39 protein-coding genes are annotated in these 24,422 nt (G+C 36.8%); all 39 read left to right on the top strand.

What is annotated here, in order from left to right; translation table 11 throughout:
- Positions 1-86: hypothetical protein (locus tag ABMA78_RS06060; protein WP_392858019.1), on the top strand; the 86-nt coding region annotated here is incomplete at its 5' end.
- A 167-nt stretch (positions 87-253) separates the two neighbouring features.
- A complete protein-coding gene (rpsJ, locus tag ABMA78_RS06055; RefSeq protein WP_021265868.1) occupies positions 254-562 on the top strand; it encodes a 30S ribosomal protein S10 in 309 nt (102 codons plus the stop codon).
- Positions 563-634: 72 nt separating this feature from the next.
- The gene (gene rplC / locus ABMA78_RS06050; RefSeq protein ID WP_392858000.1) at positions 635-1,309 is read left to right on the top strand and encodes a 50S ribosomal protein L3; all 675 of its coding nucleotides are present in this window, start codon (positions 635-637) and stop codon (positions 1,307-1,309) included.
- 22 nt (positions 1,310-1,331) lie between these two features.
- Complete coding sequence (gene rplD, locus ABMA78_RS06045) at positions 1,332-1,949, top strand: 50S ribosomal protein L4 (protein ID WP_392857997.1); 618 nt, start codon at positions 1,332-1,334, stop codon at positions 1,947-1,949.
- A 3-nt stretch (positions 1,950-1,952) separates the two neighbouring features.
- Entirely contained in the window at positions 1,953-2,243 is a 291-nt protein-coding gene (rplW, locus tag ABMA78_RS06040; protein ID WP_392857995.1) for a 50S ribosomal protein L23, read from the top strand.
- A 19-nt stretch (positions 2,244-2,262) separates the two neighbouring features.
- Entirely contained in the window at positions 2,263-3,087 is an 825-nt protein-coding gene (rplB, locus tag ABMA78_RS06035) for a 50S ribosomal protein L2 (RefSeq protein ID WP_392857994.1), read from the top strand.
- Between the two features lie 12 nt (positions 3,088-3,099).
- Positions 3,100-3,384: a 30S ribosomal protein S19 gene (rpsS, locus tag ABMA78_RS06030; RefSeq protein WP_021266332.1), complete on the top strand. Its 285-nt coding sequence runs from the start codon at positions 3,100-3,102 to the stop codon at positions 3,382-3,384.
- 31 nt (positions 3,385-3,415) lie between these two features.
- On the top strand, positions 3,416-3,751 hold the full coding sequence (gene rplV, locus ABMA78_RS06025) for a 50S ribosomal protein L22 (protein WP_021266204.1): 336 nt from the start codon (positions 3,416-3,418) through the stop codon (positions 3,749-3,751).
- An 8-nt stretch (positions 3,752-3,759) separates the two neighbouring features.
- Entirely contained in the window at positions 3,760-4,389 is a 630-nt protein-coding gene (gene rpsC, locus ABMA78_RS06020) for a 30S ribosomal protein S3 (RefSeq protein ID WP_021265986.1), read from the top strand.
- Between the two features lie 39 nt (positions 4,390-4,428).
- Positions 4,429-4,848 (top strand): 50S ribosomal protein L16, encoded by a 420-nt coding sequence (gene rplP, locus ABMA78_RS06015; protein WP_021266311.1) that lies wholly within the window; start codon positions 4,429-4,431, stop codon positions 4,846-4,848.
- 17 nt (positions 4,849-4,865) lie between these two features.
- The gene (gene rpmC, locus ABMA78_RS06010; RefSeq protein ID WP_021266478.1) at positions 4,866-5,063 is read left to right on the top strand and encodes a 50S ribosomal protein L29; all 198 of its coding nucleotides are present in this window, start codon (positions 4,866-4,868) and stop codon (positions 5,061-5,063) included.
- Between the two features lie 2 nt (positions 5,064-5,065).
- Positions 5,066-5,314 carry a 30S ribosomal protein S17 gene (gene rpsQ, locus ABMA78_RS06005; protein ID WP_392857990.1) on the top strand — a complete coding sequence of 83 codons (249 nt, stop codon included), beginning with the start codon at positions 5,066-5,068 and terminating at the stop codon, positions 5,312-5,314.
- 30 nt (positions 5,315-5,344) lie between these two features.
- Positions 5,345-5,713: a 50S ribosomal protein L14 gene (rplN, locus tag ABMA78_RS06000; RefSeq protein WP_021265914.1), complete on the top strand. Its 369-nt coding sequence runs from the start codon at positions 5,345-5,347 to the stop codon at positions 5,711-5,713.
- Between the two features lie 22 nt (positions 5,714-5,735).
- A complete protein-coding gene (gene rplX, locus ABMA78_RS05995; protein ID WP_021265798.1) occupies positions 5,736-6,047 on the top strand; it encodes a 50S ribosomal protein L24 in 312 nt (103 codons plus the stop codon).
- A 14-nt stretch (positions 6,048-6,061) separates the two neighbouring features.
- Complete coding sequence (gene rplE, locus ABMA78_RS05990; RefSeq protein WP_392857986.1) at positions 6,062-6,601, top strand: 50S ribosomal protein L5; 540 nt, start codon at positions 6,062-6,064, stop codon at positions 6,599-6,601.
- Positions 6,602-6,615: 14 nt separating this feature from the next.
- Positions 6,616-6,921 carry a 30S ribosomal protein S14 gene (gene rpsN, locus ABMA78_RS05985; RefSeq protein WP_021266310.1) on the top strand — a complete coding sequence of 102 codons (306 nt, stop codon included), beginning with the start codon at positions 6,616-6,618 and terminating at the stop codon, positions 6,919-6,921.
- Positions 6,922-6,943: 22 nt separating this feature from the next.
- A complete protein-coding gene (gene rpsH / locus ABMA78_RS05980; RefSeq protein ID WP_040313878.1) occupies positions 6,944-7,324 on the top strand; it encodes a 30S ribosomal protein S8 in 381 nt (126 codons plus the stop codon).
- Positions 7,325-7,337: 13 nt separating this feature from the next.
- The gene (rplF, locus tag ABMA78_RS05975; RefSeq protein ID WP_392857984.1) at positions 7,338-7,874 is read left to right on the top strand and encodes a 50S ribosomal protein L6; all 537 of its coding nucleotides are present in this window, start codon (positions 7,338-7,340) and stop codon (positions 7,872-7,874) included.
- A 54-nt stretch (positions 7,875-7,928) separates the two neighbouring features.
- Positions 7,929-8,306: a 50S ribosomal protein L18 gene (gene rplR / locus ABMA78_RS05970; protein ID WP_392857982.1), complete on the top strand. Its 378-nt coding sequence runs from the start codon at positions 7,929-7,931 to the stop codon at positions 8,304-8,306.
- A 111-nt stretch (positions 8,307-8,417) separates the two neighbouring features.
- Positions 8,418-8,906 carry a 30S ribosomal protein S5 gene (rpsE, locus tag ABMA78_RS05965; protein ID WP_040313879.1) on the top strand — a complete coding sequence of 163 codons (489 nt, stop codon included), beginning with the start codon at positions 8,418-8,420 and terminating at the stop codon, positions 8,904-8,906.
- Positions 8,907-8,917: 11 nt separating this feature from the next.
- Entirely contained in the window at positions 8,918-9,100 is a 183-nt protein-coding gene (rpmD, locus tag ABMA78_RS05960; protein WP_021266070.1) for a 50S ribosomal protein L30, read from the top strand.
- Positions 9,101-9,127: 27 nt separating this feature from the next.
- The gene (gene rplO, locus ABMA78_RS05955; protein WP_392857980.1) at positions 9,128-9,583 is read left to right on the top strand and encodes a 50S ribosomal protein L15; all 456 of its coding nucleotides are present in this window, start codon (positions 9,128-9,130) and stop codon (positions 9,581-9,583) included.
- Positions 9,584-9,599: 16 nt separating this feature from the next.
- Positions 9,600-10,913, top strand: a complete 1,314-nt coding sequence (secY, locus tag ABMA78_RS05950) for a preprotein translocase subunit SecY (RefSeq protein ID WP_392857978.1) — start codon at positions 9,600-9,602, stop codon at positions 10,911-10,913.
- A gap of 3 nt (positions 10,914-10,916) precedes the next feature.
- The gene (locus ABMA78_RS05945) at positions 10,917-11,552 is read left to right on the top strand and encodes an adenylate kinase (RefSeq protein ID WP_392857976.1); all 636 of its coding nucleotides are present in this window, start codon (positions 10,917-10,919) and stop codon (positions 11,550-11,552) included.
- Positions 11,553-11,625: 73 nt separating this feature from the next.
- On the top strand, positions 11,626-11,850 hold the full coding sequence (gene infA, locus ABMA78_RS05940) for a translation initiation factor IF-1 (protein WP_021266177.1): 225 nt from the start codon (positions 11,626-11,628) through the stop codon (positions 11,848-11,850).
- 21 nt (positions 11,851-11,871) lie between these two features.
- Complete coding sequence (gene rpmJ / locus ABMA78_RS05935) at positions 11,872-11,985, top strand: 50S ribosomal protein L36 (RefSeq protein WP_021266475.1); 114 nt, start codon at positions 11,872-11,874, stop codon at positions 11,983-11,985.
- 21 nt (positions 11,986-12,006) lie between these two features.
- Positions 12,007-12,390 (top strand): 30S ribosomal protein S13, encoded by a 384-nt coding sequence (rpsM, locus tag ABMA78_RS05930; protein ID WP_021265934.1) that lies wholly within the window; start codon positions 12,007-12,009, stop codon positions 12,388-12,390.
- A 16-nt stretch (positions 12,391-12,406) separates the two neighbouring features.
- On the top strand, positions 12,407-12,793 hold the full coding sequence (gene rpsK / locus ABMA78_RS05925) for a 30S ribosomal protein S11 (protein WP_021266246.1): 387 nt from the start codon (positions 12,407-12,409) through the stop codon (positions 12,791-12,793).
- Positions 12,794-12,822: 29 nt separating this feature from the next.
- On the top strand, positions 12,823-13,833 hold the full coding sequence (locus tag ABMA78_RS05920) for a DNA-directed RNA polymerase subunit alpha (protein WP_392857971.1): 1,011 nt from the start codon (positions 12,823-12,825) through the stop codon (positions 13,831-13,833).
- A 26-nt stretch (positions 13,834-13,859) separates the two neighbouring features.
- Positions 13,860-14,216: a 50S ribosomal protein L17 gene (gene rplQ / locus ABMA78_RS05915; RefSeq protein WP_021266273.1), complete on the top strand. Its 357-nt coding sequence runs from the start codon at positions 13,860-13,862 to the stop codon at positions 14,214-14,216.
- An 82-nt stretch (positions 14,217-14,298) separates the two neighbouring features.
- Positions 14,299-14,856 (top strand): TlpA family protein disulfide reductase, encoded by a 558-nt coding sequence (locus tag ABMA78_RS05910; protein WP_392857969.1) that lies wholly within the window; start codon positions 14,299-14,301, stop codon positions 14,854-14,856.
- A 138-nt stretch (positions 14,857-14,994) separates the two neighbouring features.
- Entirely contained in the window at positions 14,995-16,566 is a 1,572-nt protein-coding gene (locus tag ABMA78_RS05905; protein ID WP_392857968.1) for a sigma-54 interaction domain-containing protein, read from the top strand.
- A 197-nt stretch (positions 16,567-16,763) separates the two neighbouring features.
- The gene (locus ABMA78_RS05900) at positions 16,764-18,338 is read left to right on the top strand and encodes an acyl-CoA carboxylase subunit beta (protein WP_392857967.1); all 1,575 of its coding nucleotides are present in this window, start codon (positions 16,764-16,766) and stop codon (positions 18,336-18,338) included.
- Positions 18,335-19,786 carry an acetyl/propionyl/methylcrotonyl-CoA carboxylase subunit alpha gene (locus tag ABMA78_RS05895; protein ID WP_392857966.1) on the top strand — a complete coding sequence of 484 codons (1,452 nt, stop codon included), beginning with the start codon at positions 18,335-18,337 and terminating at the stop codon, positions 19,784-19,786. Before ABMA78_RS05900 ends, ABMA78_RS05895 begins: the two co-directional genes overlap by 4 nt.
- Position 19,787: 1 nt before the next feature.
- Positions 19,788-20,294 carry an acetyl-CoA carboxylase biotin carboxyl carrier protein subunit gene (locus ABMA78_RS05890; protein ID WP_392857963.1) on the top strand — a complete coding sequence of 169 codons (507 nt, stop codon included), beginning with the start codon at positions 19,788-19,790 and terminating at the stop codon, positions 20,292-20,294.
- Positions 20,295-20,315: 21 nt separating this feature from the next.
- Positions 20,316-21,308 carry an FtsH protease activity modulator HflK gene (hflK, locus tag ABMA78_RS05885; protein WP_021266388.1) on the top strand — a complete coding sequence of 331 codons (993 nt, stop codon included), beginning with the start codon at positions 20,316-20,318 and terminating at the stop codon, positions 21,306-21,308.
- Positions 21,305-22,246 (top strand): protease modulator HflC, encoded by a 942-nt coding sequence (gene hflC / locus ABMA78_RS05880; protein ID WP_392857962.1) that lies wholly within the window; start codon positions 21,305-21,307, stop codon positions 22,244-22,246. The genes hflK and hflC overlap by 4 nt, the downstream gene beginning before the upstream one ends.
- Before the next feature lie 3 nt (positions 22,247-22,249).
- Positions 22,250-22,876 carry an L-threonylcarbamoyladenylate synthase gene (locus ABMA78_RS05875; protein WP_392857959.1) on the top strand — a complete coding sequence of 209 codons (627 nt, stop codon included), beginning with the start codon at positions 22,250-22,252 and terminating at the stop codon, positions 22,874-22,876.
- A gap of 104 nt (positions 22,877-22,980) precedes the next feature.
- Positions 22,981-24,420 (top strand): hypothetical protein, encoded by a 1,440-nt coding sequence (locus ABMA78_RS05870; RefSeq protein ID WP_392857958.1) that lies wholly within the window; start codon positions 22,981-22,983, stop codon positions 24,418-24,420.
- Positions 24,421-24,422 lie beyond the last annotated feature (2 nt).

Genomic DNA, 24,422 nt, shown 5'->3' with positions numbered 1-24,422 from the left:
TCGCGATGGAAAAAGGTCTTAAGTTCGCAATCCGTGAGGGTGGTAGAACAATCGGTGCTGGTACAGTATCTGAAATTTTAGACTAAATTTTTGCTTAAATTTTGGGGTGATTTTTTGATCACCCCTTTTTTACGCTCAATATTTTAAGTTGACGCGTAAAAAATATATGGCCTAGCGTAAAAATAATTTGACAACAGGCCCAAAAAAACAGTAAAAGTCAGGTTCAACTTTTAAAATTGATAATAGGATGAGTATGAAAGCTTCTAAGTTAAGAATTAAATTACGCGCATATGATCACAAGCTTCTAGATAGCTCAGTTGATGAGATCGTACAAACAGCTAAAGAGACAGGCGCAAGAGTAGCGGGTCCAATCCCATTACCAACTGAAATTAACAAGTTTACAGTTCTTAGAGGACCTCACAAAGATAAAAAATCTCGTGAGCAGTTCGAAATGAGAACACATAAGAGATTAATTGATATTGTTGATCCAACTCAACAAACTGTTGATAGCCTAATGAAGTTAGATCTATCAGCTGGTGTTGACGTAGAGATCAAGTACTAGTATAAACGAAAAAAATTTTTATTATTAACCATGCATGCATCTCTTGGAGAAGAGTGATGCTGTGGAGGCAAAATGACAGAAGAAACTCAAGCAGTTGAGACTACTGCTACTGTATCGCTTAACACTATCTATGGTGTGAAAGCTGGTATGACAAGAATCTTTGATGAAGCTGGAAACCACGTTCCAGTAACAGTTATCAAACTAATCCCTAACAAAGTTACACAAGTTAAAACTTTAGACAAAGACGGTTACGAAGCTTACCAAGTAGGTTACTACGAAAAAAGAGAAAAGCTTGTTAATAAGCCAACTCAAGGTCACCTTAAAGCTGCTAACGTTGAAAATAACTTTGTAAAATTTGCAGAAGTTAGAACAGAGAGCGTTGATGCTGCTAACTTAGGTAAAGATCTATCTCTAGAGTCATTTGAAGCTTCTACATACGTTGATGTAACTGGTACATCAAAAGGTAAAGGGTTCCAAGGTCAAATGAAGCGTCACAACTTCAAAGGTGGACCTGCTACTCACGGTTCGAAATTCCACAGACGTGGTGGTTCGATCGGTAACAGAGCGACTCCTGGTAAGGTTTGGAAGAACAAAAGAATGCCTGGTCACATGGGTTGTGAAACAAAAACAATTCAAAACATCAAGGTTGTTGAAGTTAATCAAGATAAAGGATACATGCTACTTAAGGGATCAGTACCTGGTTCTAAAAACGGTTTTGTAAGAATTGCAAAAGCACTTAAGAAGTAATTGTAGGCTGAGGTAATAAGTTATGAGTGATGTAACAGTATTAAATTCGAAATTAGAAAATGCAGGAACACTTACTGCTCCAGTAAGCTTAACTGCTGAAGATATTAATGTAGCGGCTGTTCACCAAGTTGTTAAAGCTACTCTAGCGGGAAGAAGACAAGGTAATGCTTGTGTTAAAGGTCGTTCAGATGTTAGCGGTGGTGGTGCAAAACCATTCAAGCAAAAAGGTACAGGTAGAGCTAGACAAGGTTCAACAAGATCGTCTCTTATGGTAGGCGGTGGAACTGTTCACGGTCCAAGCCCAAGAAGCTACGTACAAAAAGTAAATAAGAAAATGGCAAAGGTTGCAATTCAATCTGTACTTGCTGACAAACTCCAAGCTGGAAAGTTGACAGTAGTAGATACAATTGAATCAACTGGAAAAACTAAAGAAATGTACGCTCTATTAAATGGTAAGGGTTTACTTCCTGCTTTAGTAGTAACTGCTGATAAAAACTCACCAGCTCTTAGAGCAGTGAAGAACTTACAGTGGGGTAAAGGGATGGCCGTTGAAGGTTTCTCTGTATACGAAGCAGTAAAATTTGAAAACCTAGTTATCGAAAAGAGTGCATTAGAAACCCTATTAAATAAGTTGGTGTAGATTATGGCGACGTTAGAAAATGTATTAAAGAAACCACTTATCACTGAAAAGACTTCAGTTGCTACAGATAGCGAAAACCGTTTTGGTTTTGTAGTTGATCTAAAGGCAAACAAGCATCAAATCAAGAATGCTGTTGAAGCTCTATACGATGTGAAAGTTTTAAATGTAAAGACAAACATCACTCCAGGTAAAGTTAAAAGAGCTGGTAAAGGTGTTAAAAAGACTAGTAAATTCAAGAAAGCTTTCGTTCAATTAGCGGAAGGTCAAAAGATTGAATTTTTTAAAGGTGTTTAACTAGTTAGCTGAGGAAATTATGGGTATTAAAAGATTTAAACCAACAACTCCTTCACTAAGAAAGATGCAAGTCGTAAATAGTGATGAGTTAACAAAAGGTGTAAAGCCAGTTAAAGGCCTTACAGCTGTTAAGAAAAATTTTGCAGGTAGAAACAACGCTGGTCGCATCACTGTTAGACACAGAGGTGGCGGTGTTAAGAGAAGATACAGAATTATTGATTTCAAAAGAAATAAAACAGATATCCCTGCAACTGTTCAAGCGATCTCTTACGATCCGAACAGAACATGTAATATTGCACTTATCGCATACTTAGACGGTGAGAAGAGCTACATCCTAGCTCCACTTGGTCTAAAAGTTGGTGATAAGATTATCGCTTCTGCAGATGCAGATATTAAAGTAGGAAATGCTAAGAAGCTTAAGGACATTCCAGTTGGTACACTTGTACACAATGTTGAAATGTATCCAGGAGCTGGTGGTCAGCTAGCACGTTCTGCTGGTTCTTACGTTCAAATTATGGCGAAAGAAGGTAAATTTGCTCTTCTTAGAATGCCATCAGGTGAGCTTAGAAAAGTTGAAGTTGATTGTGTAGCGACAATCGGTCAAGTTGGTAATCTTGATCACGAAAAACGTAACATTGGTAAAGCTGGACGTAAGAGAAAGCTTGGATTTAGACCAACTGTACGTGGTGTTGCTATGAACCCAGTTGATCACCCACACGGTGGTGGTGAAGGTAGAACTTCAGGTGGACGTCATCCAGTGTCACCATGGGGAACACCTGCTAAGGGTTACAAGACAAGAACTAATAAGAGAACTGATAAGTTCATCGTTAAGAGAAGAAAGTAGTAGGAGATTAATATGGCCCGTTCATTAAAAAAAGGTCCATTTGTTGATATTAGCTTAATGAAAAAAGCTCTACAAATGCAAGAAGAAGGTAACAAAGGTAACAAAGTGATCAAGACTTGGTCTAGAAGATCAACTATTGTTCCTGAGTTTATCGGACTTACTTTTGCCGTACACAACGGTAAGAAATTCATACCGGTTTATGTTACAGATAACATGATTGGACATAAATTAGGTGAATTTGCACTAACTAGAACATACTTTGGTCACGGTGCAGATAAGAAAGCTAAGAAAAGATAGTTAAGTTAGAGTTGAATAAGGAGAAGGTCAGATGGCCATTACAGTTAGAAACAGTAGAGTTGGTATCGCACCAAGAAAAGTAAGACAGGTTTGCGATCTAATCAGAAAGAAGAAAGCTTCTGAGGCGCTTAGAATCTTACGCTTCCAAGAGAAGAAAGAAATTGCACTTGTTTTAACAAAATTAATTAATAGTGGATTAGCTATCGCAGCTGATTCTGAAAAGTATGACTTAGATAACCTAGTTATCGGTACGATTAAAGCTGACGAAGGTCCAACTTTAAAGCGTATTCAGCCAAGAGCTCAAGGTCGTGCGTTCAGAATTAGAAAAAGAACTAGTCACATAACAGTAGAACTAAAAGAAGCATAGGATAAATTATGGGACAAAAAGTACATCCATACGGTTTTAGATTAGGTTATATTAAGTCATGGCATTCAAACTGGTTTGCTAACGATAGAGAATACGGTGAGACTCTTCACGAAGATCTAGCGATTAGAAACTACATTGAAAAGAACATGAAAAATGCTTCTGTAGCTAATATCGAATTATCAAGAACTTCAAACCAGGTTAAGGTTACTGTTTATACAGCTAAGCCAGGTGTTGCTATTGGTAAAAAAGGTGCAGGAATTGAGAAAATTAGAAACGACCTTAAGAAACTTACTAAAGGTACACTAATCTTCAATATCGCAGAAGTTAAGAGACCAGATGCAGAAGCTAAGTTAATCGCGGAAAACATTGCAGGTCAGCTTGAAAAACGTGTAGCTTTCAGAAGAGCAATGAAGAAAGTTATGCAGTCAGCATTCAGAGCTGGTGTAAAAGGTATCCGTGTTAGAACAGCAGGACGTCTTGGCGGAGCTGAGATGGCAAGAGCTGAAGGTTATACAGAAAGAAAAGTTCCACTACATACTCTTAGAGCAGACATTGATTACAATACTGCTGAAGCTCACACTACATACGGTGTTATCGGTGTAAAAGTTTGGGTTTACAAAGGTGAGATCTATAAGTAGTCGGAAATTCGTTAGTGAATTTATTTTATTGAGGTAAATATGTTAAGTCCAAAGAAAGTAAAGTGGCGTAAGCAGCAGAAAGGAAGAATGAAGGGTAAGGCGAACCGTGGAAATACTATCACGTTCGGTGAATTTGCTATACAAGCCCTATCATGTGGGTATATAACTAACCGTCAAATTGAAGCTGCCCGTATTGCAATGACAAGAAAGATCAAAAGAGGTGGTAACGTTTGGATCAAGATCTTCCCAGATAAGGTCCTTACTAAGAAACCAGCTGAAGTTCGTATGGGGAAAGGTAAAGGTTCTCCAGATTCTTGGGTTGCAGTAGTAAAACCAGGAAGAGTAATGTTTGAAATCAAGCACATCGATCCTGAGCTAAGTAAACAAGCACTTAAGCTTGCAATGTATAAACTACCTGTAAAGACTAGAATTATTTCTAGAGAACAGCAGGAACTTTAAATCGTTAAGAGGAAGTTATGCAAAAGTTAGAGTACAAAGATATAAGCGGTTTAAGCGGTAAAGAAATTGATGCAAAAGTAGTTGAAATGAGAAGAGCTATCTTTGATATCAACATGTCTAAAACGACAAGTGGAATCGAGAAGCCTCATGAGCTAAAACTTGCAAAAAAGAATATTGCTAAATTATTAACAGCAAAAAATGCTAAAGGTGAGTAACCATGAGTACAAATACGTTTAAGAGAAAGCTAGATGGTGTAGTTGTTTCTGTAAAGAATCAAAACACAGTTGTTGTGAATGTTGCTAGACGTTTCAAGCACCCTGTTTACAGCAAATTCGTTACAAAAACTAAAAAGTACCACGCTCATAACGTAAGTTTAGAAGCGAATCTAGGTGACAATGTAACAATTATTGAAAGTAAACCTTATTCAAAACTCAAAAAGTGGGAACTGTTAAAGGTAAATAAGTAGGGCTTAATAAGCCTATTTTAGGAGTTAGTAATGATCCAAATGCAAACTAAGTTAGAAGTTGCTGATAACTCTGGAGCTAAAGAAGTAAAGTGTATCAAGGTTCTTGGTGGTTCAAAAAGAATGAACGCAAATCTTGGTGACATTATTGTTGTAGCAGTTCAGCAAGCACTACCAGGTGGAAAAATTAAAAAGGGTGACGTTAAGAAAGCGGTTATCGTTAGAACGAAGTACCCTATTAGAAGAGACGATGGTTCATACATCAGATTTGATAAGAACAGCGTTGTAATACTAAATAATAACAATGAACCAGTAGGGACACGTATTTTTGGTCCTGTTGCGAGAGAGTTAAGAAACAAGAGCTTTACGAAGATCTGTTCTTTAGCGCCAGAAGTTCTTTAATCAAAGGTTCAGTGAGGAAGTTATGCAAAAGCTAAAAGTTAATGATAATGTTGTAGTTTTAACAGGTAAAGACAGAGGCAAAACTGGTGAAGTTAAGAAAATCAACTTCAAGACCAAAGTTGTTTATGTTGGTGGTGTTAATCTAGTAAAAAAAGCAATTAAACCAACTCAAGAGAACCCAGCTGGTGGTATCGTAGACATCGAAGCACCTCTTAACATCTCAAATGTTGCTGTTGTTAGCCCAAAAACTAAAAAGGCTACAAGAGTAAGAATTGAAGAAAAAGATGGTAAGAAGGTTAGAGTCGCTGTGTCTTGTGGATCAGTACTGAGTTAAGGATAGAGGCAAAAATGAGCAGATTCAGAAAACTATATAATGACGAAATTAAAAATAAAATGACTGAGAAGTTTGGTTATAAGAATGTTAACCAAATTCCTAAGCTAGAAAAGATAGTAGTTAACTGTTGTACAAGAGACGCAGTAACTAACTCTAAAGTTGTTCAGTCGATTGTTAACGATCTTGGTACTATTACTGGTCAAAAGCCAGTTGTAGCTAAAGCTAGAAAATCTGTTGCTGGATTCAAAGTAAGAGAAGGTATGCCTTTAGGTGCAAACGTTACTCTTCGTGGTGATAGAATGTACGAATTCCTAGATAGACTTGTTAACATCACTCTTCCAAGAGTTCGTGACTTTAGAGGTGTTTCTTCTAAAGGTTTTGATGGAAAAGGTAACTACACTTTAGGTTTAAAAGAGCAGATTATTTTCCCAGAAATTTCTTACGATCAAATTGATAAAGTAAGAGGTCTAGGGATCTCAATCGTAACTACTGCTGGAAACAACGAAGAAGGTAGAGAGCTTCTAAACCTTTTTGGTATGCCTTTTAACAAGTAATTGAGGATAATGTAATGGCTAGAAAAGCGAAAATTGAAAGTAACAAGAAAAGAGCTAAGCTTGCTGAAAAATACGGTACTTTAAGAAAAGAACTTAAAGCTGCTATTATCAATGAAAATCTTTCTGACGAAGAAAGATTCGAAGCGATGATCAAGCTACAGAAACTACCAAGAAATTCAGCTGCAATTAGAGTTAGAAATAGATGTGAATTAACTGGGCGTCCACGTGCTTTCTATAGAAAGTTCAGACTATCAAGAATTCAATTTAGAGAGTTAGCACTTAGAGGAATGATCCCTGGTGTAACTAAGTCAAGCTGGTAATGGTTGAGGAGACGAAATTATGATGACTGATCCTATTGCAGATATGTTAACAAGAATTAGAAATGCAATTAATGCTGGACACGATAGAGTGGAATTTCCAGCTTCGAAAATGAAAGCAGGTGTTTGTAAAGTTATGAAAGACGAAGGTTATATTCGTTCATTCAAAATTATTGCAAAGAGCCAATCAGATATTAGAATCAAAGTATTACTTAAAGACGACGCTATCGTAGGTCTTGAGAGAGTTTCTAAACCAGGTCTTAGACAGTACCGTGGTTACAAAGATATCTCTAGAGTTATTAGTGGTCTAGGTACTTCAATCCTATCAACTTCTAAAGGAATTATTTCTGATAGAGAAGCGAGAGCGACTAAAGTTGGTGGTGAAGTAATCTGTAATATTTGGTAGTAGGGAGCGAGTAATGTCACGTGTAGGAAAAAACCCGGTAGTAGTTCCTGAGAAAGTTCAGGTTACAATAAATGGTACTTCTGTATCAGTTAAAGGACCTAAAGGTGAGCTAGAGTACACTTTCAATGATAGAGTGACTTTTGCACAAGAAGGTAATGAAATTAAAGTTAATCCAGTTGATGAGTCTAAAAAGTCTCGTGCAATGTGGGGTACAGCAAGACAAATCGTTTTCAACATGGTAACTGGTGTTACTGATGGATTTGTTAGAAAGCTAGAGTTCAACGGTGTTGGTTACAAGGCTGCTGTTAGTGGAAATACACTAACTCTTAACCTTGGTTACTCTCACCCGATTGACTATGTTCTTCCAGAAGGTGTAGCAGCAAAAGTTGCTGGTAAAGAAATCGAACTTACTGGATCGAACAAAGAACTAGTTGGATTTGCTGCTGCAAAGATCCGTTCATTCAGACCACCAGAGCCATACAAAGGTAAAGGTGTTAAATACGCTGAAGAGACAATCGTAAGAAAAGCTGGTAAATCTGGCGGTAAGTAATAAATAGTAGCCTGAGAATGGCCCGCAGTGAGGGCCTAGGGTGAGGAGTTAAAAATGATTAGAAAGCCTTATGGTAAAGCTGGTAAAGCAAGTGCAGCTAGAAAAATTAGAAGAAAACTTGCTATCCGTAAGAAAGTTAACGGAACTGCTGAAAGACCACGTCTATCAGTTAACCGTACAAACAAGCACATTACAGTTCAAGTAATTGATGATGTTGCTAACAAGACACTTTTCAGTGTTCAAACTTATGGTAAAAATGCTGTTGAAGGAAAAAGCAATGTTGCTGGTGCAACGCTAGTTGGTACAAAACTTGCTGAAAACCTAAAGTCTAACAATATTTCAACTGCTGTATTCGACAGAAACGGACTTAGATACCACGGTGTAATCAAGGCTGTTGTTGAAGCTGCTAGAGAAAATGGAATTCAAATTTAGGAGTAAGTGATGACTGAAGAAAATAAAAGCGTTGAAAAAACAGTAAAAGCAGAACCGAAGAAAAGACAAGCTTCTAAGAGAGCTCCAGCGAAAAAGCGTCAAGCTAACTCTATGGATGTTGAATTAGAAGAAAGAGTTGTTGCTGTAAATAGAGTTGCTAAGGTTATGAAGGGTGGTAGAAGATTTTCTTTCAGTGCTCTAATGATCGTTGGTGATAAGAATGGTCGTGTAGGTTACGGTCTTGGTAAAGCTAAGGAAGTACCTGAAGCAATCAGAAAAGCTACACAAGCTGCTCAAAAAAGCATGATTTCAGTACCAGTTGATGCAGGAACTATTCCTCATACAGTACTTGGTGAATTTGATGCTGGTAAGATTCTATTTAAGCCTGCTGCGGAAGGTACAGGGGTTAAGGCTGCTGGTGCATGTCGTTCAATCCTAGAACTTGCAGGTGTTAAAGACGTACTTACTAAGTCTCTTAGAGGTAACAACCCACATAACATCGTTAAGGCAACTTTTGACGCTCTTAAACAACTAAGATCTGTAGAAGAAGTAGCTAAAGTACGTGGAAAAGAAGCTAAAGGCTTAAGAATTAAAGGTTAATTGAGGTTGATATGACAGCGAAAACAATTACAGTAACATTAAAGAAAAGTACTATTAAATGTACTGAGAAGCAGAAAGCTACAGTAAGAGGACTTGGTCTAAGAAAAACTGGAACTTCAAAAACTTTAGAAAACACTTCTGCTGTTAGAGGAATGATCAAAAAGGTAATTCACCTTTTAGACATTCAAGAATAAGCAGTATTAGTTGATTAAGAGGTAAATATGTTAACTTTAAATAACTTAAAAAGTCCAAAAGGTGCACATAAAAACATTAAGAGAATTGGTCGTGGACAAGGTTCAGGTCAAGGTACTCAAGCTGGTAAAGGACACAAGGGTCAAAAGGCTCGTGCTGGTGGCGGTGTAAGAACTGGTTTCGAAGGTGGAGCAATGCCACTTTACATGCGTCTTCCAAAAAGAGGTTTCTCTAACGCACCATTTAAAACTGTGTATGCTGAGGTTTCTCTATCTACATTAGAAGCTAAATTTGATGGCGGAGACGTTACAAAAGAAGCACTAATTGAGAAAGGTATCCTTAAGGGTGCAGACAAAAGACGTCCAGTGAAAATTCTTGCTAACGGAGAGCTTTCAAAATCGTTAAATTTTGTTAATATTGAAAAGTTTTCTAAGGGTGCTCAAGAAGCAATCGAGAAAGCTGGTGGAAAAATAGCAACAAAATAGATAAAAGGATCGTCTGATGTCAAACGCTCAAGGAAAACTTGAAGAGCTTAAGAAAAAAGTCTTTTTTACTTTTTTATTATTAGTAGTATATAGATTGGTTGCGCAAATTCCTGTACCAGGAGTTGATGCGCAGGCAATCTCTTCTTATTTTGCGGAAGCTGGTGGAGGAAGTCTTTTTGACCTAATCAACACTTTTAGTGGTGGTGCCTTCAAGCGTTTCTCAGTTTTAGCACTGGGGATTATGCCGTACATTACTACTTCAATCATCTTTTCTCTTTTAGGAGAGGTTATCCCTCAAATCCAAGAGCTACAAGAAGACTCAGAAGGTAACAAAAAAATTCAAAAGTGGACTAGGTATGCAACAGTAATTCTCTGTTGCATACAAGGTTACTCAATGGCCGCTGTATTCGAAACATTTGTTTCACCAGGTGGTGCTAGAGTTATCCCTGAACCAGGTATGCTTTTTAGAATTGTAACTATGATCACTCTAGCTGCGGGAACAATGTTCTTACTTTGGCTTGGTGAGCGTATTACGGAATTTGGTTTAGAGAATGGTGTTTCTCTGATTATCTTTGCTGGTATTGCTGTAGAGCTACCATCAGAAGTTATTCAAAAAATTACACTTTTTAGAAACGGTGAAATGGGAGGACTTGAGCTTCTTACTTTTGTGGCCGTTATTATTGTTGCATTCTTTGTAGTTGCATTTATCGAAAGAGCCTTTAGAGCTGTTCCGGTACAATATGCAAAACGTGTTGTTAATAATAGAGTTTATGGTGGCAACCAAACTCTTCCAATGAGAGTTGATACAGGTGGAGTTATGCCTCCAATCTTAGCTTCTTCTCTATTAGCAGCTCCTGCAACTTTTGCTACATTTGTACCTGCAGACAGTGCTTTTAAGCCTTACTTTGATACGATTCAACAAAGTTTAGCTCCAGGACAACTTTTATTTAATATTCTTTTTGCAACTCTTATTGTGTATATGACTTACTTCTATGCACCGATCCAATTCAAAACGAAGAAGATCTCAGAGATGCTACAAAAGAATAATGCTTTTATCCCAGGCATTAGACCAGGTGATAAAACTAAAGAATATTTGGATACATTATTAAATCGTTTATCATTCTTTGGTGCTCTTTTCTTAATCGTGGTTTGTATTGTTCCTTCATTAATTACAGGTGCACAAACTAGATTTGGTGGTACATCAATGCTTATCTTAGTTTCTGTATCAGTTAGAGTTATGATGAATGTTCAATCGTTTATGTTTGCTGACAAGTATGAAATGTCTTACAAGTCGAAAGGTAAATATAACGGAAACAATAGAAGGTTCTAGTCCATGGCACCACAACTTATTTTAATTGGAGCTCCTGGATCAGGAAAAGGTACTCAAGCTAAGAATATTGTTTCTGAGCTTGGGTACAAGCATGTTTCTACTGGGGACTTACTTAGAGCAGAAGTAGCTAAAGGTTCTGAGCTTGGTCGCAAGATTAAAGCTGTTATGGACTCTGGTGAACTAGTAAGTGACGAGTTAGTATTGGACCTTCTCAAGGCGAATTGCGCTGTTGAGAAGTCGACATATATTTTTGATGGTTATCCTAGAAACCTAGTTCAAGCAAAGGATTTAGATAGCGCTCTACTTGGTGGAGTTGACTCTAAAGCAATTTACTTTGATATTGCACTTGATACTTTGGTTGAGCGAATTGTTAATAGACGTGTGGCTCCTGGAAGCGGTGAGATCTACAATTTAAAGACAAAGCCACCTAAGATTGAAGGTAAGTGCGACGTTTCAGGTGAAGACCTTGTGCATCGTAAGGATGATAATGAGGATACTGTAAGAACAAGAATGAAGGTTTTTACAGACAATATCGAGCCAGTTCTTGAGTACTATGAGTCTCAAGGTCGATTAGTTAGAGTTGACGCTACTAACGGGCTTGATGAGATTTTTGAAGAAATAAAAAAAGTAGTTAATTAATTTATTATATAAGTAATTCGTCTTGCAATATGGCCCTGAGTCATATATAAGCAATTACTTTAGGTTTTAATATATGAGTAATCAGGAAACGATTGAAGTTGAAGGGGAAGTTACTGAACTTCTTCCAAACACAAAATTTAAGGTTAAATTACCTAATGGACATTCTGTTATTGCCCACATTAGTGGAAAAATGAGAATGCACTTTATTAAAATTTTACCTGGAGATAAGGTACTTGTTGAGATTAGCAAGTATGACTTAACGAAGGGCCGAATTACATATAGAAGTAAAAAACGCTAGTGTAGAATTTACGAGGTTGTTATGAAAGTTAGAGCATCTGTAAAGCCGATGTGCAAAGATTGTAAAGTTATTAAAAGAAGAGGCGTACTTAGAGTTGTATGTAAGCAACCTAAGCACAAACAAAGACAAGGTTAATCATAGGAAAGGAGTGTAGCTATGGCGAGAATTCTTGGTGTTGATATTCCTAGAAATAAGGTAATGAAAATTGCCCTTCAATCAATTTACGGTGTAGGACCGAAAGTTGCTAAGGAAGTATTAGAAAAAACAAACATCGATTTAAACAAAAATTCAAACGAACTAACTGAAGAAGAAGCAAATGAAATCAGACTTCTTCTAGAAAGTGAGTACACTGTAGAAGGTGACTTACGTAGAGAAGTTGGTCTTAACATTAAACGACTAAAAGACTTAGGTTGTTACAGAGGGATCAGACATAGAAAAGGTCTTCCTGTAAGAGGTCAAAGAACTTCTACAAATGCTCGTACTCGTAAGGGGCCAGCTGTTGCAATCGCAGGTAAGAAGTCTATTAAGTCAATGAAGTAATTGTTAGGAGTTAATGATGGTTAAGAAAACAGCTTCAAAGAAAAAAGTAAAAAAGAATATTTCGAGAGGTATTGCTCATATTCAATGCTCTTTCAATAATACAATCGTTACGTTCACTGATATGAACGGTAACGCTATTTCATGGGCATCTGCTGGTCAATTAGGATTCAGAGGGTCTAAGAAATCGACTCCATTCGCGGCACAGATGGCTTCTATGGAAGCAGCTAAAAAGGCTATGGAGCACGGACTATCTACTGTTGAAGTAAGAGTTAAAGGTCCGGGTGCAGGTAGAGAAAATGCTGTTAGAGCATTCATCGCTGCGGGCCTTAAAATCACTTCTGTTGCTGATAGGTCACCAATTCCACACAATGGATGTCGTGCACCGAAAAGAAGAAGAGTATAATTATATAGATTTATATTAAGGAGTTGTCTGTGGACACATTTACAGCAAAAAATTGGACAGGAATGATAAGACCAGTAGCTTTGGAAATGGATAACGATAAGCTAACTAACACTTATGGTAAGTTCGTTGCTAAGCCACTAGAAAGAGGTTATGGACAAACTCTTGGAAACTCTTTACGTCGTGTACTTCTATCTTCACTTCAGGGTGCAGCTATCGTTGCAATCAGAATTGATGGAGTTGAGCATGAGTTTGGTACAATCAACAACGTAAAAGAAGAAGTTTCTGAGATTATTCTTAACCTTAAAGAAGTTCACTTTAAGATTAAAGATAAAGAGCAGGTAACTCTTACTCTTGAGAAATCTGTAGAGGGTGTTGTTACTGCTGGTGACATTTCTGAGTCTGCAAATGTTGAAGTTTTAAATCCAGAGCACGCTATCTGTAACCTATCAACTGGTGGATCTATTAAAATGGAACTGCTTGTTGCTAGAGGAAAAGGATACGTAACAGCTCTTGATAATAAAGAGTCTTTTGATCTTCCAATCGGTTGGATTTGTCTTGATTCTCTTTTCTCACCTGTTGCACGTGTTAACTATACAGTTACAAACTCACGTGTTGGTAAGAGAACAGATTTTGATAAGCTTACTCTTGAAGTTTGGACTAACGCAGGTGTTGAGCCTTCGGATGCAGTAGCTTACTCAGCGAAGATCCTAAGAGACCAACTTGCTGTATTCCTTAGCTTCGAAGATGAAGAAGAAATCACAAGAATGGAAACTAAGCCTAAGAAACAACAAAATACTGCTAATGCAGCTCTATTAAAGCCAGTTTCTGAGCTTGAGCTGTCTGTAAGATCTGCAAACTGCTTGCAGAACGCAGATATTAAGTATATCTATGAGCTAGTTTCTAAGACTGAAGGTGAGATGCTAAGAACTAAAAACTTTGGACGTAAGTCACTAAATGAGATTAAAGAAGTACTTTCTCAAATGGGACTTGGTCTAGGTATGAAAGTTGATAGCATCATGCAAGATCTAAAAGAAGAATAAAAGTTGTTATAAGTTGAGGTAGAGATATGAGACATCAAAAACATAAGTATAAACTAGGTGTAAGTCCTTCACACAGAGTTGCAATGGTTAAAAACCTTGCTTCTGAAGTTATCGATCACGGTATGATTAAAACTACTCTTACAAGAGCTAAAGCAATCAAACCAGTAGTTGAAAAATTAGTAACTCTTTCTAAAAATGATACAGTTGCTAACAGAAGACTTGCATTCAAAAAACTTAATGATAAGAATGCTGTAAACAAGCTTTTTACTGAGCTTGGGCCAAAATTCAAAGAAAGAAACGGTGGTTACACTAGAATCATGAGACTTTCTGAGAATAGAGTTGGTGATAACTCTAAAATGGCATACATCGCATTTGTTGATTAATTTTTAATTCGAATGAGATAGAATAAACCCATCATATTTGCGTATGATGGGTTTTTTTATTTAAAACTTTTCCAATATATCTATGAGCACATCATCTAAAGTTTCTATTATTTTCATTATTGTTGCTATTACACTTGGTTATTCTATTTATCATAAAGGTAAAATAGATTCTTACGTGGACGAAAGTCGTGATTATATTCTTAAGTCACTTCCAAGTGTTAAGCTTGATAATTTTGCTGATAATGCTGAAGTTGAACTTCAGGATTTGGCTAGAAACTCTAATGGTTTAGTTGTGCATTTTTGGGGAACTTGGTGTGCTCCTTGTGAAGCCGAATTTCCTGAATTTGTTGAATTTGCACGCAAATTGGAAGAGAAAAATGTAAAAGTTGTTTTCATGGCCGTTAAAGATGATGACATGAAAATTAAGAAATTTCTAAAAAGATTCAATAACTTACCATCTAATTCTCTTGTGATTCATGATCAAGCTGGTATCTCTATGAGTAAATTAGGTGTTGTAAAGGTTCCGGAGACTTTTGTCTTCAATTCTAAACTAGAGCACAGAATTATGTTTAAAGGTCCTCAGGATTGGAAAATGGATTCATATTTTGTACGTGTTCTTAGCTACTTAGGCGTGAAGTAAATTAATAATATTTCTTTAAATTCGTCTATTTTTTTATCATTCATAGTTAAGTTTTATTAAATTCTGCCGAAAAGTTTTACAGACTTTGCTTTGGCCTATCGTTTTTTGTGCCAAAGAATTAAACATCGGAGAATAAAAATGATCAACTGGAATGAACTAAAAGGACTTCATGTTATTTCTAAGCTCGAAGAAGTAATTCATAAGTGGTTTGGTGTAGAGGTTTTCTATGCAGATAACCATTTTAAGATTAGAAGTTCACACACAGATAAGGACTATAATTTTAAGAACCTTTTCTTTGAGACACAAATGTCACTTCCACATGGTTATGATTTTGTAACGGCCGATGTTGAAAGATTTAGTGATGAGCTTAGCCAGTCTGGTGAAGTTGTTATGATCTTCGATTCTTACTTCCCAGGTGTTAAGATGATGGGTACTAAGATTGAAATTGAAGGTGAGTATCACGGAACTGTATTTGCTTTTCCTTTCTTAAAAAGTACTTTTACTGAAACAGAAGAAAAAGAACTTGTGACGGCACTAATTGAGCATGGTGCATCTCCAGAAGCAGCACAAGAATGTGTTAATGAAACAAGAAGATTATTCCCGAGAGAAATTGAATATTTAAAAGAGTTAGTAGAGCTAGTGGCCGGTGAAATCTCAACATTTCACCATGAAATCTCTAAGCGTGAAGAAAGAATTCATATGCTTAATTCTGAGCTGGGTGAAAAGTTTCGCTATCACAATATGATTGGTAAATCTAAGCAAATGCAAAAGATTTATTCACTACTAGAGCGTATTTCTACGAGTGAATCATCAGTTCTTATTCAAGGTGAAAACGGGACTGGTAAGGAACTTGTTGCTAAGGCCGTACACTTTGCTTCTCCACGTAAAGATGCTCAGTTCCTAGCTGTGAACTGTTCAGCATTCAACGAAAACTTATTAGACTCTGAATTATTTGGTCACGTTAAAGGATCATTTACAGGAGCACATAAAGAGAAATCTGGTTTATTTGAACTAGCAAATGGTGGAACATTATTTCTTGATGAAATTGGTGATACTTCACTTTCAATGCAGGTAAAACTACTTCGTGTTCTACAAGAAGGTACCTATCTTCCGGTAGGTGCAGATTCACCTAGAAGGACTGATGTTCGTATTATCGCGGCAACAAACAAAGACCTTAAAACAATGATGGCAAAGGGTGAGTTTAGAGAAGACCTTTATTATAGAATTAACGTTCTAAACGTAAACCTTCCTCCATTAAGAGATAGAAAAGAAGATATTCCTGTACTAATGGAGCACTTTCTTAAGAAGAAATGTGACGAGTCGGGGATGCCGATGAAGTCATATTCTAAAAAGTGTATGGAGAAAATGTTAGATTACCCATGGCCTGGTAACGTACGTCAGCTAGAAAACGAAGTTGAGAGGCTTGTTGTACTTGCTGGTGATGATAAATCAATTACGCCAGATAACTTAAGTCCACAGATTCTTGATCATGGTGCAGCTCCTGTTGAGTCAACTAGAGGAGTTAATACATCAGGTAAGCTTAAGGATGCACTAATGGAGCTAGAGATCATTATGATTCGTGAAGGTCTTAAGAGATGTAACTTCAACAAGTCAAAGCTTGCCAAAGAGCTAGGGATGTCTAGGGCCAGTCTTATTATGAAAGTAGATAAGTACGGACTAGATAAGCGCGCGAAAGCAGGTAACGAATAGAATAATTGCTTTAAAATAAAAAGATAGACACTTTTAGGCCCTCTGCGAGGGCCTTTTTATTTATATTTCCATAATTTCAGATACTTAACCCCTCGAAAATAACGCAATGTGATTGGGCAAATTACCTTTTAAGGGTGTAATATGCTCGGATAATTAATTACATAGAATCTCGAAAGAGAAATTGGTGGAGGGGATGTATGTCAACAACCAGTGAAAATATATTAGAGCAAAAAAGAGCTCTTTTAGTAGACAGAAGAATGCAGGCCGAGCTTGGTGGTGGTGAAGCAAGAATCGCTAAGCAACATGAGCAAGGTAAGTATACTGCAAGAGAAAGAATTGAAAGACTTGTTGATCCAGGTACTTTCATTGAGTTTGATAAATTTGTTACACATCGTTGTGTAAACTTCGGAATGGAAAATAAGAAGTTTTACGGAGATGGTGTTGTTACAGGTATCGCAGAGATTAACGGACAAAAGATTGCAGTTTATTCTCAAGACTTTACTTGTTGGGGTGGAGCACTTGGTGAAGCTCACGCAAGAAAGATCTGTAAGATTATGGACTTTGCTCTTGATAACAGAATTCCAGTAATTGGTATTCAGGATTCAGGTGGAGCACGTATCCAAGAAGGTGTTGATGCACTTGGTGGATATGCAGAAATTTTCTACAGAAACGTTAAGGCCTCTGGTGTTATTCCTCAGATTTCATTAATCATGGGACCTTCAGCAGGTGGAGCTGTTTATTCTCCAGCTGTAACTGACTTTATCTTCATGGTTGATAAGTCTTCTTACATGTTTGTTACTGGTCCAGATGTTATCAAGACTGTAACTCACGAAGAAGTAACAAAAGAAGATCTTGGTGGTGCAACAGCTCACTCAGAAAAATCAGGTGTATGTCAGTTTAAGTGTAAAGACGAAGACGAAACATTTGAGAGAGTAAGAGAGTTAATGAGCTATATCCCAGCTTCTAACTTCAAGAAACAAGCGCCTAAATATACTTCAGATCCGGTATATAGAGATAACTCTAAATTAAAAGAAGTTGTTCCAGGTAATCCTAAGAAGCCATATGATATGAAAGAAGTAATTCTTGATATCGTTGATGATGGTCACTTCTTAGAAGTTCATAAAGATTATGCAAGAAATATCATCGTTGGTTTCGCATCAATTGGTGGAATTAAAATTGGTATCGTAGCAAACCAACCAGAAGTTCTTGCTGGTGTTCTTGATATCGATTCATCTTGTAAAGCAGCTCGTTTTATTAGATTCTGTGATGCTTTCGATATTCCTATTGTTTCACTTGTAGACGTTCCAGGTTTCTTACCAGGTACAGTTCAAGAGTACGGTGGGATCATTAAGCACGGATCAAAACTTCTATACGCATACGCAGAAGCGACTGTTCCATTAATTACTCTTATTACAAGAAAGTCTTACGGTGGAGCTTATGACGTTATGGCATCTAAGCATATTCGTTCAGACGTAAACCTTGCTTACCCAACTGGTGAAATTGCAGTTATGGGTGCAGAAGGTGCAGTAAATATTGTATTTAGAAAAGAACTTCAAGGCCTTGAAGGTGAAGCTTTTGATAAGAAGAAAGCTGAGCTAGTTGCAAACTATGAGAATAACTTCGCTAATCCATATGTTGCAGCTGAAAGAGGATATATTGATGCTGTTATTCTTCCAGAAGAAACTAGAAAGCGTCTATATGAATACCTAGTAGTTCTAAAAGATAAGAACGTTGACCGTCCAAAACGTAAACACGGGAATATTCAATTATGATGATCAGACAGCCAAAGAACATGGAAAGAAGAGTACTAATTGCTAACCGTGGTGAGATTGCTTCACGTGTTGCAAAAGCTTGTCGTGAGCTTGGGCATACTGCAATTGGTATTTACACAGATAATGAACCACAAGGAACTCACTTACAATTTTGTGATGAGTGGGTATACCTTCCGGGAAATACAAACGCTGAGACATATCTAAATGTTGAAAAGCTTGTTGCTCTTGCTAAGGAAGTTAAGGCCGACGGTGTACACCCAGGTTACGGTTTCCTTTCTGAGAATAGAGATTTCGCAAATGCTCTATCTGATGCAGGGATTACTTTTATTGGTCCACACGTTGAGGCCATTAGAGTTATGGGTGATAAGGCAACATCTAAGAAACTAGCAAACGATGCTGGTGTTCCTACTGTTCCTGGTACAGATCACGCTGTTCCAACTGTTGATGAAGCAGTTGAAATTGCAGGTAGAATTGGTTATCCAGTTCTTCTAAAAGCTGTTGCCGGTGGTGGTGGACGTGGTATGCGTGCATGTAAAGACGAAGCAGAAGTTCGTGCTCAATTTGAAGCTGTTGGACGTGAGTCGATGGCAGCTTTTAATAACGGGGACCTTTTAGTTGAGAAACTAATTGTTAATCCACGTCACATTGAAGTTCAAATTCTTGCAGATAAGAAAGGTAATACTTTTCACTTCTATGAAAGAGAATGTTCTGTACAAAGAAGACATCAGAAAATTATTGAAGAAGCACCATCTCCATTTATTGGAACAGATGAAGAGCTTCGTCAAAACGTTTGTGAGACGGCTGTTAAGCTTGCAAAAGCTGTAGACTATGACTCAGCAGGAACTGTTGAATTCATCATGGGTGAAGATAAGCAATTTTACTTCCTTGAGATGAATACTCGTATTCAGGTTGAGCACCCAATCACTGAAGAAATCACTGGTATGGATCTAATCGTTTGTATGATTCAAGCTGCATTTGGTGATGAGCTAGGAATTCCTTCTCAAGAATTCATCAGAAGATCAGGACATGCGATTGAGTGTCGTATTTGTGCTGAAGATCCAATTACAATGCTTCCAGCTCCAGGTCTTGTAACAGGTTTTGAAACAAACTTCCCACAAGGAACTCGTTTTGATCACTGTCTATACAAAGGACTTGAAGTAACTCCTGACTTTGACCCTATGGTTGGTAAGTTAGTTTGTAAGGGAATCGTTCGTGACGTTGCAGTTAGAAAAATGAATGCAGCTCTTGATGGACTATTCATTGAAGGACTAAAAACAAATCTTCCTCTTCTAAAAGAAATTATGACAGAGAAGAACTTTGTTGAAGGTCACTACTCAACAGCTTACATTGGTGAAGTAGCACCTCAGAACAACGTGAAGACAGACCTAGATCATATTAAGCTTTATACGATCATTGCTGGTTCTGAAGCACGTAGGATGGGTATCTAAGATGAGAACATATTTAATTAATGATAATGAAGAAGTAATTGTTGATTTAACAAGAACTAAAGTTCACGATCACAGCTTAGTTGAGTTTGATTTTTCTACATTAAAAGAAGGTGAAAGAAGCCTTCACGAAACAATGTGGTTAAGAAAGCTTTGTGGCCAATATTTTATCTCTAGAGATAATAAAACTTGGAAGAAGATCCCAAGACAAGATCTTCCATCAAGAGTTGTGAACGTTGATAAGGTTTACTCTCTATTTAGAGGGTACAAGCCATCTGGTTTAGGTGGAGCTGACGCTGGTGAGCTTCTTACTAAAATGCCAGGTAAGGTTGTTAAGATCAATGTTGAAGTTGGTCAAGCAGTTAAGGCCGGTGAAACTCTAATTATTCTTGAGGCCATGAAAATGGAGAATGAGATTAAGAGTGGAATCGACGGAACTGTTAAAGCAATTCACGTTAAGGAAGGGGACGCCTTAGAAGAAAACGTCCTCATGTTAGAAGTAGAAGCATAGGACGCAAGTCAAGGAGAGCAAATGTCTTTTAATAATGGACAAGCACCAAGGAATGACTTCGAAAAAATGAAACAAGATTTAGATAAGGGGCTCAAGTTACTTGGCCCCTTTTTTGTATTTATTGTTTTAGTTATTTTCGGGTACACATCTTTTTACACTGTTGAGCCTGATGAAGAGGCCGTGGTAATCCGTCTGGGGAAGTATATTAATACGAATACTCCAGGTCTTCATTTTAAAATTCCATTTGGAATTGATGAAGTTATCAAGGTTAAGGTTAAAACAGTTCTTCAAGAAGAATTTGGATTTAGAACAAAGAGTACGAGATCTCGTCGTTCATCTTATTCAGGTGACAACTTTGATAATGAGTCCCTCATGCTAACAGGTGACTTAAATGTCGCTTCTGTTGAGTGGGCGGTTCAGTATCAAGTAAGGGATCCGTTTAAGTTTATTTTTCAAACAAGTGAACCAGTAAGAAATATTCGAGACATCTCTGAATCGATTATGAGAAGAGTCGTTGGGGATAGATCGGTTACTGATGTACTAACTGTTGGAAAGGTTGAGATTGAAGCTGATGCAAAAGTTTTAATGCAAGAAGTGATTGATAAGTACGACATGGGAGTTTCAATTATTTCGGTAAAACTTCAAGACGTTAATCCACCTCAGGTTGTTAAGGCTTCATTTAATGAAGTTAACGAAGCGAAACAAGAACAAGAAAAGGCCATCAACGAAGCCGAGGGTGCTTATAACAAGGTTATTCCTGAAGCACGTGGTAAGGCAGAGAAGATGGTTTCTGAAGCTGAAGGTTATGCTGCTGCTCTTGTGAACCGTGCAGAAGGGGATGTTGCGAAATTTAAGGAAATTCTTAAAGAATATCGTCGTGCTCCAAAAATTACAAAGAAACGCCTTTATATTGAAGCAATGGAAGGGCTTTATAAGAAGTACGATAATCTTACGATTATTGACCCTAAGGTTAAGGGGCTTCTGCCGATTTACAACCAAGGAGCTAAGAAATGAATAAAGTAGTAACTCTTATTGTTGTTGTATTTATTGGTTTAATTCTAGGAAAGCAGTCACTATTTATCGTTAGTGAAGGAAGACAAGCAATTATCACTGAATTTGGTAAACCTGTTGGAAAGCCAATTACAAATGCAGGTTTACACTTCAAGAAACCTTTTGTTCAAGATGTTCGTTTTGTTGATAAACGTATTCTTAGCTGGGATGGTTTTCCAAATCAGATCCCTACAAAAGATAAGAAATTCATTAAAGTGGATACTACGGCAAGATTTAAAATTATCGATGCTCTTAAATTTATCCAAACTGTACGTAATACAGAAGGTGCGAAAAAGAGAATTGATACAATCTTAGACTCAGCAACAAGAAATGTAATTTCATCTCATGATCTTGTAGAGGCCGTACGTAACTCTAATGCTATTATTGAAAAGTTAAATGCAACTAAAGTAGATGTTAACGAAATTGAAGAAGAAATAACTGGTGATATCGAAGATGTAAGCGTTGGTAGAGAAAAATTATCTCAACTAATCGTAAGCAAAGCCGATGGAGAGTTAGAACAATTTGGTATTCAATTAATTGATGTACAATTAAGACGTATTTCATATGAGAAGTCAGTAGAGCGTAAAGTTTACGAGAGAATGATTTCAGAACGTCAAAGAATTGCGCAAAAGATTAGATCAATTGGTGAAGGTGAAAAGGCCAAGATTGAAGGTCGTTTGGTAAAAGATTTACAAACAATTCAATCAGAAGGTTACAAGAAGTCACAATTGATTAAAGGTCGTGCTGAAGCTAAGGCATCAGCAGTTTATGCGAAGGCATTTTCTCAAGACCCAAGCTTTTTCGAGTTTGTAAGATCTCTAGAAGCATATAAAACATCAATTAAAGGTAAAACTAAGTTTATAATCTCTAATGATAACGAATTTTTAAAATACTTGAGGTAAGCATTGATTGAATATGTAATTGCAGAAAATCCAGATGATCGCGTATTACAAAAAGTCTCACAAGCTCTTAATAATGGAGAGCTTGTGTGCTTACCAACTGATACGAGTTGGGTCGTTATCGCTTCCCCTTTTAATAAGAAAGGGATTGAAAGAATCTATAAATATAAGAATGCTCCAAAGCTAAAGGCTTTTTCACTTCTGTGTGACTCGATTTCGATGGCCTCAGATGTTGCCAATATTGATGATGGTGTTTTTCGCTATATTAAGCGAATCATTCCAGGTCATTATACGTTTATTTTCAATGCAAATAAGAAAATCACGAAGGCCGTTGCCGCAAATAAAACTGATCATGAAGTAGGGATTCGTTTTGTTCCGTCGACACTAATTACTCGCTTACTGGATATACATGGAGAACCGGTTTTATCGAGTAATGTAGATTTGGATAAGTTTACACCTGCTCTCTCTTCTTATGATGAATTATATTCTTATATGATTGAGGAATCATTAGCGGGAGTTGTGTCTCTTATTGTTGATCCAGGAGAGCATGAGTTTGTAGGCTCATCAACTATTGTTGACTTCACTAATGGTGAAGCTGATGTCATAAGACAAGGTGCTGGAATTCTTAAGTAATTTCAGGCCTTTATCGTATTTTTCTAATGTTAATTAAATAGACAAGGTACTGAAATTTTTCAATTTTCAGTATCTTGGTACCTTTTTCTTCTATATTACAATCTATGTTAAAGAAGAAAATACTCCTCCTATCTTTCCTGCCTTATTTGGCCATGGCCAATAACTTTATCGAAGTTAAGGTTCATGATCTCAATGTTTCGAAGCAAGATGATATCTTTGGAAGATTAGGCTACATGGAATACGAGAGTGCTATTATTTCTCGTGACACTCTTTCGTTTAATATCTCTGATCGAAATAAAAGTAAATCAAGTGCTGAGGTTTATTTTAAAAATAATCAGTTAAAACTTGATAATGGAATGATGACTGCTCAATTTGATATGAGTGGTAATACATTTTTAAATACATTAGATAAATTAAAAATAAGTAATGCTGAAACAGCTATAAATGCTACTTATTTTAATATAAATGGTTCTAGTTTCTATATGGATAGAGAGGGTCTAGAGTTAAACGCAAATAACTTCTTTGTTTTCTGTACAACTAATGACCCAGAATATGATATGGCAACCGGAGATGGGATTGTTAAAGGATGTATGACTGAACTTAATATTACGCCTAAGTCATATAAAAAGCCTGTGAACTTTATCTTTAAGAAGAAGTTGGAAGATGGGGCCACGTTTACGGCAAGTGGTGATATCGGTACGATGCAATTACAAGCGGCCAGGTTTTTACAAGTTGCTTCACCACTACTTGTTATGGATTATAAGCAATATGATGTACAGGCAAAGTCTGTTGATCTTAAATGTGAAAAAGATGAGGATCTTGTCGAAATCGATTCAGATACTCTTATGAGTGGTTGTGAAAATACTGCGGCCTTAAATGTTCCAAAGATTTTAGTTTCTAACTCAAAAGAAAAGACAAAATTTTATTTTGATATCGATACATTAAATGTGAAAAGTGAAAGATTAAATTTTCATTCAGATATCTTTCAATTTATAGATACTAAGAAGTCTGTCACAGTAAAAGACCTTGATGTTAAGTGCCAAAAATTAATTCAGTCAGACTTATTAGATATACCTTCAATGATTAAAGAATGTTTAATTGATGGCTCTATTGAAATTGATAAGTTGAAAACGAGTGAGGATGTTAAGATAGTAACGGACCCACGTGGACGTGTCGTATCTAGGCAGATAATTTCGAATCGTTATAAGAACTTAGAAATAGATACTTATAGGCCATTAGCAAATCTAAGCTTGGATAAATCTAACCTTTCAGATATTTCAATTAAGATTACTAATGGTGTCGCTAAAGTTAAGGCACATGCATATAAGAACGTTCTTTTGAAGAAGAATTTTGATGTTGATCTGACGGCAAGTGTTTCTTTTTATGAAAAGGATTCTCAAATTATTTTGGATGTTACAGATGTTGTTGTTCCATTTGGTTTTATCAAAGTTAAGTGGATTTGGTTAATTGAGAAAATTATTAAGAATGCTATCGTAGGGAGTAATGTTACCTATGATGATGGTAAGTTCTATATTTCGATCTAGGA

Origin of the sequence: Halobacteriovorax sp. RZ-2 (assembly GCF_043196685.1) — a bacterium.
GTDB lineage: Bacteria > Bdellovibrionota > Bacteriovoracia > Bacteriovoracales > Bacteriovoracaceae > Halobacteriovorax_A.
The sequence above is the reverse complement of the archived record's forward strand: the minus strand, read 5'-3'. Positions and strand labels throughout refer to the sequence as shown.